Genomic DNA, 13,084 nt, shown 5'->3' on the forward strand with positions numbered 1-13,084 from the left:
GTCCCGGCTGAAGGGCCGGCTAGCGGCCCTGCAGTCGCAGGTATCGCCAGAACGAGGCCGACAGCCACACCTTCAGCAGGCTGGTCACGTGCCAGTACAGGTACTTCCTGCTGCGGTGGCTCTCGCGCTGCGCGTCGTGCCGGGCGAGCAGGTTCTCGCCCACCTGCAGCTTCCAGCCCGCCAGGCGGGTGCGGGCGCAGATGTCGAAGTCCTCGCCGTACATGAAGAACTTCTCGTCGAAGCCGCCGACCTGCCGGTAGGCCTTGCTGCGAAAGAGCATGAACAGGCCTGGAATCCATGCCGGCACCGTCGGTCGCACGTAGCCGGGCTTCTTTCTTCCGACGATTTCCAGCGGCGTCAGCAGTGCCCGGTGCGGTTCAGGCTCCGTCTTGCCGGGCTCCAGGATGCGCGGCGTCAGCAGGCCGGCGTCCGTCGCGGCCTGCGCGAGCAGTGGCGACAGCACGTCGTTGTCGAAGCGGATGTCGGGGTTGAGCACCAGGAACCACTCGGTGCCGCAGCGTTCGAAGGCCTGGTTGTGATTGGCGCCGAAGCCCTTGGGGCTCGCGTTCTCGATCCGCTCCACCGCGAAGCCCCAGGTTCGGCCCGCAAGCAGGTCGGCTTCGGGGATGTTCAATGTAAGCAAAACCTTGTCGATGACGGCGCGGCTGTGCCTGTCCAACTGCTCCAGCAGCGGCAGCACCAGCGCGAGCTGACCGTGGCTCACGATCGAAATGGTGATGGGAGGGCGGGAGGAGGGGGGCGTGGGCATGGTCTAATTTCGCCCGGGAATTCTAGGGTTCCCCAAACCCCACACATGATTGCTCTGATCGTCATCAGTTTCTTCGTCGCCGCCTTCTCGGTCCAGGTGTTCATGCGACGTGCGCGGCGGCATGCCCGCATCTACGGCGCCGACATGCCCCAGCGCTTCCACAAGGGCCACGTGCCGCGCCTGGGCGGCGCGGGCATCCTGATGGGCATGGGCGTGGCCTGGCTGGCCGCCGGCATCACCGGCACCGACCCGTTCAACGTCTCCTGGCCGGTCACGACCTCGATGCTCACGCTGGTGTGCATCCTGCCCGCGGTGCTCGGCGGCATCGTCGAGGACGTCACCCAGCGCGTGAAGGTGCGCTACCGGCTGGGGTTGACCATCGGCTCTGCGCTGCTGGTGTGCTGGCTTCTGGGGCTGGGCGTGGCGCGCACCGGCTTCGAGACGGTCGACGGCTGGCTGGCGATGGTTCCCTATGCCACCGTGCTCTTCGCGGCCCTGGCGATCGGCGGCCTGCCGCATGCCTTCAACATCATCGACGGCTACAACGGGCTCGCGGGCACGGTCGCCGTGCTGGTCTGTCTGGCAATCTCGCACGTGGCGCTGCAGGTCGGCGACCGGCAGCTGGCGGCCATGGTGGTCTGCCTGGTCGGCGCCACCTTCGGCTTCCTGGTGTGGAACTACCCGCGCGGCAAGATATTCGCCGGCGACGGCGGTGCCTACGTCTGGGGCATGGTGATCGCCGTGGCCTGCGTGACGCTGGTGCAGCGCCATCGCGTGGTGTCGCCGTGGTTCCCGATGCTGTTGCTGATCTACCCGGTGTGGGAGACGCTGTTCTCCATCTACCGCAAGCTGGCGCGCGGGCAGTCGCCGGGCACGGCCGACGCGCTGCACTTCCACCAGCTGATCTTCCGCCGCATCGTGCGCGTGGCCTTCGCGGACGACGAGGCCCGCCAGCTGCTGGCGCGCAACAACCGCACCTCGCCCTACCTGTGGATGTTCGCGGCCCTGTCGGTGGTGCCGGCGGTGCTGTTCTGGAACAACACGATCGTGCTGATGTTCTTCTGCCTGCTGTTCGTGACGACCTATGTCGGGGCGTACCTGATGATCGTGCGCTTCAAGGTCCCCCGCTGGCTGCGGCCATGAACAGGCACACCCCCAGGCTTCGCGCACTTCGTGTCGCTGCGCCACCCCCCTTGCATGGGGCAACACCGGTGGCCCGGCAAAGCCGGTTCCACGGTGTTTCCCGCGAAGTCAGTCAGTCGGCTGTCACCGGGATTGCGCGAGAATTTGAGCCTCACCTGATCGTCCACCGCTTCGGAGCCTGACCGCCCATGACCGACCCCGTCCTCAACATCCCCCCGCGCGACAAGGCCGAGATCCTGGCCCAGGCGCTGCCGTACATCCGCAAGTTCCACGGCAAGACCATCGTCATCAAGTACGGCGGCAACGCCATGACCGACCCGGCGCTGCAGGCCGACTTCGCCGAAGACGTGGTGCTGCTCAAGCTGGTGGGCATGAACCCGGTGGTGGTGCACGGCGGCGGCCCGCAGATCGAGGCGGCGCTGAACCGCCTGGGCAAGAAGGGCAGCTTCATCCAGGGCATGCGCGTGACCGACGCCGAGACCATGGAAGTCGTCGAATGGGTGCTGGCCGGCGAGGTGCAGCAGGACATCGTCGGCCTGATCAACCAGGCCGGCGGCAAGGCCGTGGGCCTGACCGGCCGCGACGGCGGCCTGATCCGCGCGCAGAAGCTCAAGATGGCCGACCGCAACGATCCCAACCTGCACCACGACGTGGGCCAGGTCGGCGACATCGTCTCCATCGACCCCAGCGTGGTCAAGGCGCTGCAGGACGACGCCTTCATCCCGGTGGTCAGCCCCATCGGCTTCGGCGAGGAGAACGAGAGCTACAACATCAACGCCGACGTCGTCGCCGGCAAGCTCGCCACCGTGCTCAAGGCCGAGAAGCTCATGCTGCTGACCAACACGCCCGGCGTGCTCGACAAGGACGGCAAGCTGCTCACCAACCTGAGCGCGCGCGAGATCGACGACCTGTTCGCCGACGGCACCATCTCCGGTGGCATGCTGCCCAAGATCGAAGGCGCGCTCGACGCGGCCAAGAGCGGCGTGAACGCGGTGCACATCATCGACGGCCGCGTGCCGCACGCGATGCTGCTGGAGATCCTGACCGACCAGGCCTACGGGACGATGATCCGCGCCCGTTGAGCCCGGCGTGGGCGCGTGCTCACTGCGCTGTGCGAGAATCAATTGATTACATCTTTGCACGCGCTCCCATGCAGAACGAAGAGACGACCAGTGCTTCCGGCGTAGAGACTCCTGCGGAAACGACCACTCCCCCGGCGCGCAAGCGCCCCAAGCCGGGCGAGCGGCGCGTGCAGATCCTGCAGGCGCTCGCCTCCATGCTGGAGCAGCCGGGCGCAGAGCGGGTCACCACCGCCGCGCTGGCCGCACGGCTCGAAGTGAGTGAAGCTGCGCTCTATCGCCATTTCGCGAGCAAGGCCCAGATGTTCGAGGGCCTGATCGATTTCATCGAGCAGAGCGTCTTCACGCTCGTCAACCAGATCCTCGAGCGCGAGGGCGCCACCGGTGCCCAGCAGGCCGCCCGCATCCTCACGCTGCTCGTGCAGTTCGCCGAACGCAACCCCGGCATGACCCGCGTCATGGTGGGCGACGCGCTGGTCTACGAGAACGAGCGCCTGCAGCAGCGCATGAACCAGTTCTTCGACAAGATCGAATCCACGCTGCGCCAGGTGCTGCGCGGCGCCGCCGCGGCCGACGGCTCGGCCACGCCCAGCGTCGACGCCCAGGTGCGCGCCGCGGCGCTCACGGCCTTCGTGGTGGGGCAGCTGCAGCGCTTCGCGCGCTCGGGCTTCCGCCGCGCGCCGTCCGAGCACCTGGAAGCGACGATCGCGCTGATCGTCTGACGGGGTACCCTGCAGGGGCCCTGGCCGGCTCGCCTCGAGCTCTCGGGCGGAGTAGCATCGTCCAGCCACTCGCCGCCAGCCCAGGTGGCGAGCCGATGTTTGCCCCGATTGCCTCGACGGAGGGCGCATGAGCCATGGCACGGTCGGTCCGATGGAGCCCCGCCTGTGGCGGGTGTGCGAGCATGCCTGACGCGGCGAGTGCTCCCCAAGGTCTGCGGACCATCCTCCTCACGACGGTGGCCATGCTCGCATTCGCGGCCAACTCCCTGCTGTGCCGGCTCGCGTTGCAGCACAAGGGCATCGACCCCGCGAGCTTCGGCAGCGTCAGGCTCGTGGCGGGAGCGCTCATGCTGGGGCTCATCGTGCGCTTCAGGGCGCAGCCGCAGGCCTCGCCGGCTCGCGTGGACTGGCTGGCGGCCGTCATGCTGTTCGGCTACGTTGCCTTCTTCTCCTTCGCCTACCTCAGCCTGCCGGCGGGCACGGGTGCGCTGATCCTGTTCGGCGCGGTCCAGCTGACGATGTTCGGCGTGGGCCTGCGCTCCGGCACCGAGCGCTTCGGGGCGCTCGCATGGCTCGGCTTCGCGATGGCGGCGGGCGGGCTCGTCTACCTGGTGCTGCCGGGCATTGCCGCGCCGCCGCTGCTGGGCGCCGCGCTGATGGCGGTCGCTGGCGTGGCCTGGGGCGTGTATTCGCTGCGCGGCCGTGGGGTGGCCGATCCGCTGGCTGCCACCGCGCGCAACTTCACGCGTGCGGTGCCGCTCGCACTGGCGCTGAGCCTCGTGTTCGCGGCCAGCGCCCGCGCGGACGCGACCGGGCTCGTGCTCGCTGTCGCCTCCGGTGCGCTGACCTCAGGGCTCGGCTACGTGGTCTGGTACGCGGCCCTGAGCCGCCTCGGCGCCATGCGCGCGGCCACCGTGCAGCTGTCGGTGCCGCTGCTGGCGGCGTTCGGCGGCGTGCTGTTCCTGTCGGAGGCGATCACGCCGCGGCTGGCGGCGGCCTCCGTGGCAATCCTGGGCGGCATCGCGCTCGTGCTCGGCCAGAAGGCGCGAAGCGCCCGTCCTTAGGCTGGATGGCCGGCCAGGGGCTACGAGACCTGCACGCCCACCTTCGCGCCCGCCGCGACGATCTCCCCCCAGGTCGCATCGTCCACCCAGATCCCGTCCTTGCGACGCGCCACGCGCGCCTTGCGCTCCGGCTCGCCCGCGATCTGCACTTCTTCGAAGCCCTGCCCGGGCGGGCTCTGCCGCAGCCAGGCGACGAACTCGCGGGCTTCCTCGTCGAAGGATTCCTGCGTGCCCAGCTTCGCCGGGTCAATCAGCACCGTGAGCATGCCGTTGAGCACGGTGCGCGCCGTGTCCGCCTGCCGATGCCAGGTGCCGCCGCCGGTGAGCGCGCCGCCGAGCAGCTCGCAGGCCACGGCCATGCCGTAGCCCTTGTGCTCGCCGAAGGTCATGAGCGCGCCGAAGAGGCCGTTGCCCTGCGGCACCACCACCACGCCGGGGTCGTTGGTGGGCGCGCCTTTTTCGTCGATCAGGTAGCCGTCGGGCACACGCTCGCCCTTGTTGTGCGCCACGCGCATCTTGCCCTGCGCCACGCGGCTGGTCGCGTAGTCGAGCACGAAGGGCTCCGCGCCTGCGAGCGGAATGCCGATGCAGCACGGGTTGGTGCCGAAGCGCCCGTCGCCGCCGCCCCAGGGCGCGACCACCGGCCGCGAGAGCACGTTGACGAAGTGCATCGACACCAGCCCCTGCGCCGTCGCCATTTCCGCGAAGTGACCGATGCGCCCCAGATGGTGCGCATGCGCCAGCGTGAAGATGCAGCTGCCGTGCTGCTTCGCCCGCGCGATGCCCAGTTCCATCGCCTGCACGCCGACGATCTGGCCGTAGCCGTGCTGGCCGTCCAGGCCCATCAGCGTGCCGATGTCGAGGTTCACGCGCACCGCGGCGTTCGGCTTCAGGCCGCCCTCGGCCACTGCGTCGACATATCGAGGCAGCATGCCCACGCCATGCGAATCGTGCCCGCTCAGGTTGGCAAGCACCAGGTTGGCCGCCACCTGCCGGGCCTCGGCGGGCGAGCTGCCCGCGGCTTCGAGGATGCGGGCGACGGTGGCCTGCAGGTGGTCGGCCTTGAGCGTATGGGACATGGATCAGGCTCCTTTCGCGTTCAGCGTGATGGCGTAGAGCGACGTGGTCGCGCAGATGAAGAGGCGGTTGCGCTTCGGGCCGCCGAAGCAGACGTTGGCCACGCGCTCGGGCAGCAGGATCTTGCCCAGCAGCGTGCCGTCGGGGTGGTAGGCGTGCACGCCGTCGAGCGCGCTGGTCCAGATGCGGCCTTCGGTGTCGAGGCGGAAGCCGTCGAACATGCCGCTGGTGCACTCGGCGAAGACCTCGCCGCCGCTCAAGGTGCGGCCATCGGCTCCGAGCTTGAATTTTCGGATGTGCCGGGGACCGTCCGCCGCATGGCTGGCTCCCGTGTCGGCGATGTACAGGAGCGATTCGTCCGGCGAGAACGCCAGCCCGTTGGGCTTCACGAAGTCGTCGGCCATGAGTTCCACTTCGCCGCTTCGCGGATCGATGCGGTAGACATGGCAGGCGCCGATCTCGCTTTCGGCCTTCAGGCCTTCGTAGTCGGAGAGGATGCCGTAGCTCGGGTCGGTGAACCACACGGCGCCGTCCGAGTGCACCACCACGTCGTTGGGCGAATTGAGCCGCTTGCCCTTCCAGTGCGAGGCCAGCACGGTGACCGTGCCGTCGTGCTCGGTGCGCGTCACGCGCCGCGTGAGGTGCTCGCAGCTCACCAGCCGGCCCTGGCGGTCGACCGTGTTGCCGTTGGTGTTGTCCGATGGCTCGCGAAAGGTGCCCACCGTGCCGTTGACTTCGTCGAAGCGCAGCATGCGGTTGTTCGGGATGTCCGACCACACCAGCGTGCGGTGCGCGGCGAACCACGCGGGGCCCTCGCACCAGCGCGCGCCGGTCCACAGGCGCTGCACGCGCTCCGGGCCCGGAATGCAGCCCTTGAAGCGCGGGTCCAATTGTTCGAAACCGGTGCCTTCCAGGAAGCCGAAGGGGAGAGTCGCCATGCCGTTCCTCGTCGATGGGTTCAATTCACATCACCGCGCCGACCTGCCACGGCACGAACTCGTTCTGGCCGTAGCCGTGCTGCTCGCTCTTCGAGTGCGCGCCCGATGCGGTTGCCAGCACCAGCTCGAAGATGCGCTGGCCCATCTCCTGAATCGACGCGGTGCCGTCCACGATCTCGCCGCAGTTGATGTCCATGTCTTCCTCCTGGCGCTGCCACAGCGCCGAGTTGGTCGCGAGCTTGAGCGAAGGCGAGGGCGCGCAGCCGTAGGCCGAGCCGCGCCCGGTGGTGAAGCAGATCAGGTTGGCGCCGCCGGCGACCTGGCCGGTGGCGCTCACCGGGTCGTAGCCCGGCGTGTCCATGTAGACGAAGCCGTGTGCGGTGACGGGCTCGGCGTATTCGTACACCGCCTCGAGGTTGCTGGTGCCGCCCTTGGCGACCGCGCCCAGCGACTTCTCGAGGATGGTGGTGAGCCCGCCGGCCTTGTTGCCCGGCGAGGGGTTGTTGTTCATCTCGCCTTCGTTGATGGCGGTGTAGTGCTCCCACCACTTGATGCGGTCCACCAGCTTCTGGCCGACTTCGCGCTTCACCGCGCGGCGCGTGAGCAGATGCTCGGCGCCGTACACCTCGGGCGTTTCGCTGAGGATGGCCGTGCCGCCGTGCGCCACCAGCAGGTCGACCGCCGCGCCGAGCGCCGGGTTGGCGCTGATGCCCGAGTAGCCGTCGGAGCCGCCGCACTGCAGCCCGATCGTGATGTGCGCCGCGCTGCAGGGCTCGCGCTTCACCGCGTTGGCGCGCGGCAGCATTTCGTTGATGAGCGCCACGCCCTTCTCGACCGTCTTGCGCGTGCCGCCCGTGTCCTGGATGTTGAAGGTGCGGAAGTTCTCGCCCTCGGCCAGGTGGCCGGTCGCGAGCCAGGCGTTGATCTGGTTGGCCTCGCAGCCGAGGCCGACCACCAGCACGCCCGCGAAGTTCGGGTGCGTGGCATAGCCCGTGAGCGTGCGCTCCAGGATCTGCATGCCCATGCCCTGCGTGTCCATGCCGCAGCCGGTGCCGTGCGTGAGCGCGATCACGCCGTCCACGTTCGGAAAGGCCGCCAGCGCCTGCGGATTGGTCTTGCGAGAGAAGTGGTCGGCGATGGCGCGCGCGGCCGTGGCCGAGCAGTTCACGCTGGTCAGCACGCCGATGTAGTTGCGCGTGGCCACGCGGCCGTCGGCGCGCCTGATGCCCATGAAGGTGGCTTCGCGCTTGGTGGGGGCGGGCTTCACGTCGGCGCCGAAGGCGTAGTCGCGTTCGAAGTCGCCCTTGTCGGGGCCCATGTCGAGGTTCTGCGTGTGCACGTGCTCGCCGGCGGCGATGGGGCGGCTCGCGAAGCCGATGATCTGGTTGTAGCGGCGCACGGGCTCGCCCTGCGCGATGTCGCGCATCGCGATCTTGTGGCCCGGCGGAATCAGCCCGCGCACGGCCACGCCTTCGACGGCGGTGCCGCCGAGCAGCTGGGAGCGCGCGATGACGACGTCGTCGGCGGGATGGAGTCGGATGTAGGGAGTCATCGTGGTGTTCTTCCTCGGGTCCTCGGGGTTCAGGAAGCCTTGGTGCGGCGCCAGCTCGCGCTGAACCGCTGGTGGAACTTGTCCATGTGTTCGTGCATGGCGCTTCGAGCGGCGGCCGGGTCGCGCGCGGCGATGGCCTCGAGGATCAGCTCGTGCTCGCCGATGGCGACCTGCCACGACTCCATGGTCTCGAAGTAATCGATCATCCGGGCGAAGATCGGCCCGTGCCGCGACTCCCAGAAGCCTTGTACCGTCTCGGTCAGCACCACGTTGTCGCAGGCGTTGACGATGGCCAGGTGGAAGGCGCGGTCGCCCTCGTGCGGCACCTCGTTGCGCGCGGCCAGCTCGCGCATCATCCGGATCGCGCGGCGCATGGCGTCCACGTCCTTGCGCTTGCCTTGCAGGGCCGCGGTGGCGGCGGTCTCGCCCTCCACCATGCGGCGCGCGCGGATGATTTCGAGCGGTCCCCATTCGATGCCCGCAGCGCCATTGGGCGGCGCAGGCGTGCGGCTCGAGCGGTCGAGCACGTACACGCCCGAGCCGGTGCGCACCTCGACCCAGCCCTCCACCTCCAGCGCGATCAGCGCCTCGCGCACCGACGGCCGGCTCACGCCCAGCTGCCGGGCAAGGTCGCGCTCGGCGGGAATGCGCGCGCCCACCGCGAATTCGCCCTTGCCGATGAGCTCGCGCAACTGTTCGGCAATCTGGCGATAGAGGCGCTGGGGTTCGAGGGTCTGGAGCGGCACGGAGGAGGGCGGGAGGACGCGAAGGGGGAGGAAAAAAGCGGTTAAGGGTTGTCCTGAATTGGCCAAGTGGTCAGGCCAATTCAGAATACGCCAGATCGCCCGCACCATCATCGGGCCAAACCCGAGGACATGGCCGAGGAGACGACCCCATTGAACCAGCTCGACTTCAACGGCCGCCACGCGGTCGTCACCGGCGGCGCCACGGGCCTGGGCTTCGGCATCGCGCAGCGGCTGGTCGCCTCGGGCGGCAGCGTCACGTTGTGGGACCGCGATGAAGCCGCCGCCGCAAAGGCCGCCGAATCGCTCGGCGGCAGGGCCTTCGCGCTGAAGGTCGACGTTTCGCAGCAGTCCTCGGTCGCCAGGGCGGTAGCCGACACGATGGCGCACGCGCCGCGCATCGACGCGCTGGTCAACAGCGCCGGCATCACCGGCCCCAACACCAAGCTGTGGGAGTACCCGGTGGACGACTGGCGCCAGGTGATGGAAGTCAACATCAACGGCGTGTTCCTGTGCTGCCGCGAGGTGGTGGCGCAGATGCGCAGGCAGGGCGACCGGGGCTATGGCCGCATCGTCAACATCGCCTCGGTGGCCGGCAAGGAAGGCAACCCCAACGCCAGCGCCTACAGCGCGAGCAAGGCGGCCGTCATCGGCCTGACCAAGTCGCTCGGCAAGGAACTGGCCGACACCGGCATCCGCGTGAATTGCGTGACGCCCGCGGCGGTGAAGACGGCCATCTTCGACCAGATGACGCCGGAGCACATCGCCTTCATGCTCTCGAAGATTCCCATGGGCCGCTTCGGCACCGTGGAAGAGGTGGCCGCGATGGTCGGCTGGCTCTGCACGGAAGATTGCTCGTTCTCCACCGGCGCGGTCTTCGACCTCTCCGGTGGCCGCTCCACCTACTGATCAATCAATGCACTGAAAGGAAAGCATGAAACTCGTCCGCTACGGCAACCCCGGCAAGGAAAAGCCCGGCCTCATCGATGACAACGGCCAGCTGCGCGACCTCAGCGCCGTCGTCAAGGACATCGGCCCCGAGCAGCTCGGCGACGCCGCGCTCGCCAAGCTGCGCAAGCAGAAGGTCGACAAGCTGCCGCTGGTCAAGGGCAAGCCGCGCTTCGGCTGCCCGGTGGCGAACGTGGGCAAGTTCATCGCCATCGGCCTGAACTACGCGGACCACGCGGCCGAATCCGGCCTGCCGGTGCCCAAGGAGCCGGTGGTGTTCACCAAGGCCAACAGCTGCGTGCAGGGCCCGAACGACCCGGTGATGCTGCCCAAGGGCTCGGTCAAGACCGACTGGGAAGTCGAGCTCGGCGTGGTCATCGGCACCCGCGCGCGCTACGTGCCGCAGAAGAGCGCGCTCGACTACGTGGCCGGCTACTGCACCATCAACGACATCAGCGAGCGCGAATACCAGATCGAGCGCGGCGGTACCTGGGACAAGGGCAAGGGCTGCGACACCTTCGGCCCCATCGGCCCCTGGCTGGTGACACGCGACGACGTGCCCAACCCGCAGAAGCTCTCGATGTGGCTCGACCTGAACGGCAAGCGCGTGCAGACCGGCAACACGAAGACCATGATCTTCACCGTGGCCAAGATCGTGAGCTACGTGAGCCAGTTCATGACGCTGATGCCGGGCGACATCATCACCACCGGCACGCCCCCCGGCGTGGGCATGGGCATGAAGCCGCCGCTCTTCCTGAAGAAGGGCGACGTGATGACGCTGGGCATCGAAGGCCTGGGCGACCAGCGCCAGGAAGTGATTCCCTTCAAGCTCTGAGCTCCTGCCGCCAGTTTCGATGAAGGCGCCTCCGGCGCCTTTTTTGCGGCTTCAAATGTCCTATTGACAGAACATTAAAACTGCAAAACCATCAACGGCATGTCGCAGATGCCCTTGCCGAAATACCACCAGATCTATCTGGTGCTGCGCGAGCAGTTGCACGAAGGCCGCTTTGCGGAGGGCCTTCCCGGCGAACTGGCGCTGATGGGGCAGTTCAACGTGGCGCGCGTCACCGTGCGCCGCGCACTCGAGCAGCTGGCTTCCGAAGGGCTCATCGAACGCAATCCCGGGCGCCGCACGCGCGCGGTGCCGCCGGCCGGCGGTGAAGGCCCGGGCACCAGAGGCATGGAGCGCGCCAACCTGCGCGGCCTGCTCGAGAACCTCGTCACCATGGGCCTGCACACCTCGGTCAAGGTGATCGAGGTGGCCACCATCACGGCATCCACCCAGGTGGCCGAGGCGCTGCAGCTCCAGCTCGGCGATGCGGTGCAGAAGGCGGTGCGCGTGCGCTCCACCAAGGAGGGGCCGCTCTCGCACATCACGACCTACGTGCCCGACACCATCGCGCGCCGCTTCGGTCGGCGCGAGCTGTCGAAGAAGCCCATCCTGGTGCTGCTGGAGGAGTCGGGCGTGAAGGTGGGGCGCGCCCACCAGACCATCTCCGCCCGGCTGGCCGACAACGTGCTCGCCCAGCACCTCGACGTCTCCGTCGGCTCGGCCCTGCTCGCGGTGCGCCGCCTGATCTACGACGAGGACGAGCGGCCCGTGCAGTGGCTGCACGGCTTCTACCGCCCCGACCGCTACACCTACGAGATGCAGCTTTCCCGCGTGGGCAGCATCGACGCGAAGGTGTGGGTCAGCAAGGACGTGTCAGCCCAGTTCAACTGAAGAGAAAAAGGAAAGCCCCATGCAGAACCGCCGCAGTTTCGTGTCCCGCTCGGCCGCGCTGGCCACCGCCGTCGCCTTCCCGCTCGTGGCTGGCGCACAGCCCAAGACCGTCAAGGTGGGCGTGCTGCACCCGGTCACCGGGGCGCTGGCCTATTCGGGCCAGCAGTGCCGCCTGGGCGCGCTCATGGCCATCGAGGACATCAACGCCGGAGGCGGCATCAAGTCGCTCGGCGGCGCGAAGCTCGAGGCCCTGCTGGGCGACGCGCAGTCGCAGCCGCAGGCCGGCGCCGCCGAGGTCGAGAAGATGAACGAGGCCGGCGTGTCGGCCATCGTGGGCGCCTTCGCTTCCGCCATCTGCCTGGCCACCACGCAGGCCGCGGCCAAGTACAACCTGCCGCACGTGGTCGACGTGGGCGTGGCCGACCAGATCGTCGAGCGCGGGCTGAAGAACACCTTCCGCTTCGGGCCCGGGTACAAGAAGTCGACCGAGGTGGCCATGGCCAACCTGCTGGTGCTCAACAAGGCCGCCGGCAGCCCCGCCAAGACGGTGATGATCATCCACGAGGAGTCGCTGTTCGGCGCCGGCACCGCGCAGCTGCTCTCGCGCGAGCTGCCGGGCTACGGCTTCGAGGTGAAGGAGGTGGTGAAGCACGCCAACCCCACGCGCGACTTCAACAACATCGTGCTGCGCATGAAGTCGGTCAACCCCGACATCGTGATTCCCGCCAACTACTACAACGAATACGCGCTGCTGGTGCGCACCATGCAGCAGCAGAAGGTGGTGCCCAAGGCGATCTTCTCGGTGCTGGGCGGCGCCGCGTCGAGCTACAAGTTCGTGAAGGAGTTTCCGGACGCTGCCAACGGCATCATCGACTGCAACCACTGGTTCAATCCGAAGGACAAGCGCTCGCAGGAGCTGCGCAAGCGCGTGGAGGCCAAGGGCCAGTTCTTCAGCTACGAGGTGTTCATGACCTACACCGCGATGTGGCTGCTGGCCGATGCCATCGAGCGCGCGAAGTCCGCCGAGCGCGCGGCCATCATCGACGCGCTGGAGAAGAGCACCTTCTCCAACCACATCATGCCGTACGGCCCCACGCGGTTCGTCAACGGCCAGAACGAAGGCGCGCAGCCGCTCATGACGCAGGTGGTGAAGAACGACATCAAGGTCATCATCCCGCGCGACTACCGCGAGGTCGAGCCGGTCTTCCCGCTGAAGGCCTGAAGCCGGGCCGAGAAGAGGCACCACCCATGAAGCGCTTCGACGGATTCCGGGCATGCACGGAGTCCGGTGAAGCGGCACGCCCACGCAAGACGCACAGCCAGGAA

13 protein-coding genes are annotated in these 13,084 nt (G+C 68.2%); 8 read left to right on the forward strand and 5 right to left on the reverse strand.

Annotated features, from left to right (window positions below; all coding sequences use genetic code 11):
• Positions 1 to 19: 19 nt before the first annotated feature.
• The gene (locus ABL844_RS04170) at positions 20 to 769 is read right to left on the reverse strand and encodes a glycosyltransferase family 2 protein (RefSeq protein ID WP_418124294.1); all 750 of its coding nucleotides are present in this window, start codon (positions 767 to 769) and stop codon (positions 20 to 22) included.
• A 45-nt stretch (positions 770 to 814) separates the two neighbouring features.
• Between ABL844_RS04170 and ABL844_RS04175 the strand changes: the two genes are divergently transcribed.
• From ABL844_RS04175 to ABL844_RS04190, 4 genes are all read left to right on the forward strand, one after another.
• Entirely contained in the window at positions 815 to 1,912 is a 1,098-nt protein-coding gene (locus tag ABL844_RS04175) for a glycosyltransferase family 4 protein (RefSeq protein WP_126021562.1), read from the forward strand.
• A 188-nt stretch (positions 1,913 to 2,100) separates the two neighbouring features.
• Positions 2,101 to 2,994 (forward strand): acetylglutamate kinase, encoded by an 894-nt coding sequence (gene argB, locus ABL844_RS04180; protein ID WP_093207312.1) that lies wholly within the window; start codon positions 2,101 to 2,103, stop codon positions 2,992 to 2,994.
• A 68-nt stretch (positions 2,995 to 3,062) separates the two neighbouring features.
• The gene (slmA, locus tag ABL844_RS04185) at positions 3,063 to 3,713 is read left to right on the forward strand and encodes a nucleoid occlusion factor SlmA (RefSeq protein WP_126021561.1); all 651 of its coding nucleotides are present in this window, start codon (positions 3,063 to 3,065) and stop codon (positions 3,711 to 3,713) included.
• A 182-nt stretch (positions 3,714 to 3,895) separates the two neighbouring features.
• Entirely contained in the window at positions 3,896 to 4,777 is an 882-nt protein-coding gene (locus tag ABL844_RS04190) for a DMT family transporter (protein ID WP_418130562.1), read from the forward strand.
• Between the two features lie 20 nt (positions 4,778 to 4,797).
• On the opposite strand, the gene ABL844_RS04195 is transcribed toward ABL844_RS04190, so the two are convergent.
• The 4 genes from ABL844_RS04195 to ABL844_RS04210 are packed head-to-tail and all read right to left on the reverse strand — an operon-like array spanning position 4,798 to position 9,090.
• Positions 4,798 to 5,856, reverse strand: coding sequence for a malate/lactate/ureidoglycolate dehydrogenase (locus tag ABL844_RS04195; RefSeq protein WP_418130563.1), 1,059 nt, complete (start codon positions 5,854 to 5,856; stop codon positions 4,798 to 4,800).
• Positions 5,857 to 5,859: 3 nt separating this feature from the next.
• Positions 5,860 to 6,792 (reverse strand): SMP-30/gluconolactonase/LRE family protein, encoded by a 933-nt coding sequence (locus ABL844_RS04200; RefSeq protein WP_418130564.1) that lies wholly within the window; start codon positions 6,790 to 6,792, stop codon positions 5,860 to 5,862.
• 25 nt (positions 6,793 to 6,817) lie between these two features.
• Positions 6,818 to 8,344 carry a UxaA family hydrolase gene (locus ABL844_RS04205; RefSeq protein ID WP_369659708.1) on the reverse strand — a complete coding sequence of 509 codons (1,527 nt, stop codon included), beginning with the start codon at positions 8,342 to 8,344 and terminating at the stop codon, positions 6,818 to 6,820.
• Positions 8,345 to 8,373: 29 nt separating this feature from the next.
• Positions 8,374 to 9,090 carry a FadR/GntR family transcriptional regulator gene (locus tag ABL844_RS04210; protein ID WP_418119085.1) on the reverse strand — a complete coding sequence of 239 codons (717 nt, stop codon included), beginning with the start codon at positions 9,088 to 9,090 and terminating at the stop codon, positions 8,374 to 8,376.
• A 150-nt stretch (positions 9,091 to 9,240) separates the two neighbouring features.
• Between ABL844_RS04210 and ABL844_RS04215 the strand changes: the two genes are divergently transcribed.
• From ABL844_RS04215 to ABL844_RS04230, 4 genes are all read left to right on the forward strand, one after another.
• Positions 9,241 to 9,996, forward strand: a complete 756-nt coding sequence (locus ABL844_RS04215) for an SDR family NAD(P)-dependent oxidoreductase (protein WP_184634506.1) — start codon at positions 9,241 to 9,243, stop codon at positions 9,994 to 9,996.
• Positions 9,997 to 10,021: 25 nt separating this feature from the next.
• A complete protein-coding gene (locus tag ABL844_RS04220; protein WP_126021554.1) occupies positions 10,022 to 10,870 on the forward strand; it encodes a fumarylacetoacetate hydrolase family protein in 849 nt (282 codons plus the stop codon).
• A 108-nt stretch (positions 10,871 to 10,978) separates the two neighbouring features.
• A complete protein-coding gene (locus tag ABL844_RS04225; RefSeq protein WP_418125830.1) occupies positions 10,979 to 11,758 on the forward strand; it encodes a GntR family transcriptional regulator in 780 nt (259 codons plus the stop codon).
• 19 nt (positions 11,759 to 11,777) lie between these two features.
• Positions 11,778 to 12,980, forward strand: a complete 1,203-nt coding sequence (locus ABL844_RS04230; RefSeq protein WP_369659703.1) for an ABC transporter substrate-binding protein — start codon at positions 11,778 to 11,780, stop codon at positions 12,978 to 12,980.
• The last annotated feature ends 104 nt before the right edge of the window (positions 12,981 to 13,084 follow it).

Source organism: Variovorax sp. 278MFTsu5.1, assembly GCF_048305045.1.
In the GTDB taxonomy this organism is placed as follows: Bacteria; Pseudomonadota; Gammaproteobacteria; order Burkholderiales; family Burkholderiaceae_C; genus Variovorax; species Variovorax guangxiensis.

Excerpts from the sequence above, each read along its gene's own strand:
- ABL844_RS04170 (WP_418124294.1), bottom strand. The coding sequence starts at position 769 with ATGCCCACGCCCCCCTCCTCCCGCCCTCCCATCACCATTTCGATCGTG.
- ABL844_RS04175 (WP_126021562.1), top strand. The coding sequence starts at position 815 with ATGATTGCTCTGATCGTCATCAGTTTCTTCGTCGCCGCCTTCTCGGTC.
- argB (WP_093207312.1), top strand. The coding sequence starts at position 2,101 with ATGACCGACCCCGTCCTCAACATCCCCCCGCGCGACAAGGCCGAGATC.
- slmA (WP_126021561.1), top strand. The coding sequence starts at position 3,063 with ATGCAGAACGAAGAGACGACCAGTGCTTCCGGCGTAGAGACTCCTGCG.
- ABL844_RS04190 (WP_418130562.1), top strand. The coding sequence starts at position 3,896 with ATGCCTGACGCGGCGAGTGCTCCCCAAGGTCTGCGGACCATCCTCCTC.
- ABL844_RS04195 (WP_418130563.1), bottom strand. The coding sequence starts at position 5,856 with ATGTCCCATACGCTCAAGGCCGACCACCTGCAGGCCACCGTCGCCCGC.
- ABL844_RS04200 (WP_418130564.1), bottom strand. The coding sequence starts at position 6,792 with ATGGCGACTCTCCCCTTCGGCTTCCTGGAAGGCACCGGTTTCGAACAA.
- ABL844_RS04205 (WP_369659708.1), bottom strand. The coding sequence starts at position 8,344 with ATGACTCCCTACATCCGACTCCATCCCGCCGACGACGTCGTCATCGCG.
- ABL844_RS04220 (WP_126021554.1), top strand. The coding sequence starts at position 10,022 with ATGAAACTCGTCCGCTACGGCAACCCCGGCAAGGAAAAGCCCGGCCTC.
- ABL844_RS04225 (WP_418125830.1), top strand. The coding sequence starts at position 10,979 with ATGCCCTTGCCGAAATACCACCAGATCTATCTGGTGCTGCGCGAGCAG.
- ABL844_RS04230 (WP_369659703.1), top strand. The coding sequence starts at position 11,778 with ATGCAGAACCGCCGCAGTTTCGTGTCCCGCTCGGCCGCGCTGGCCACC.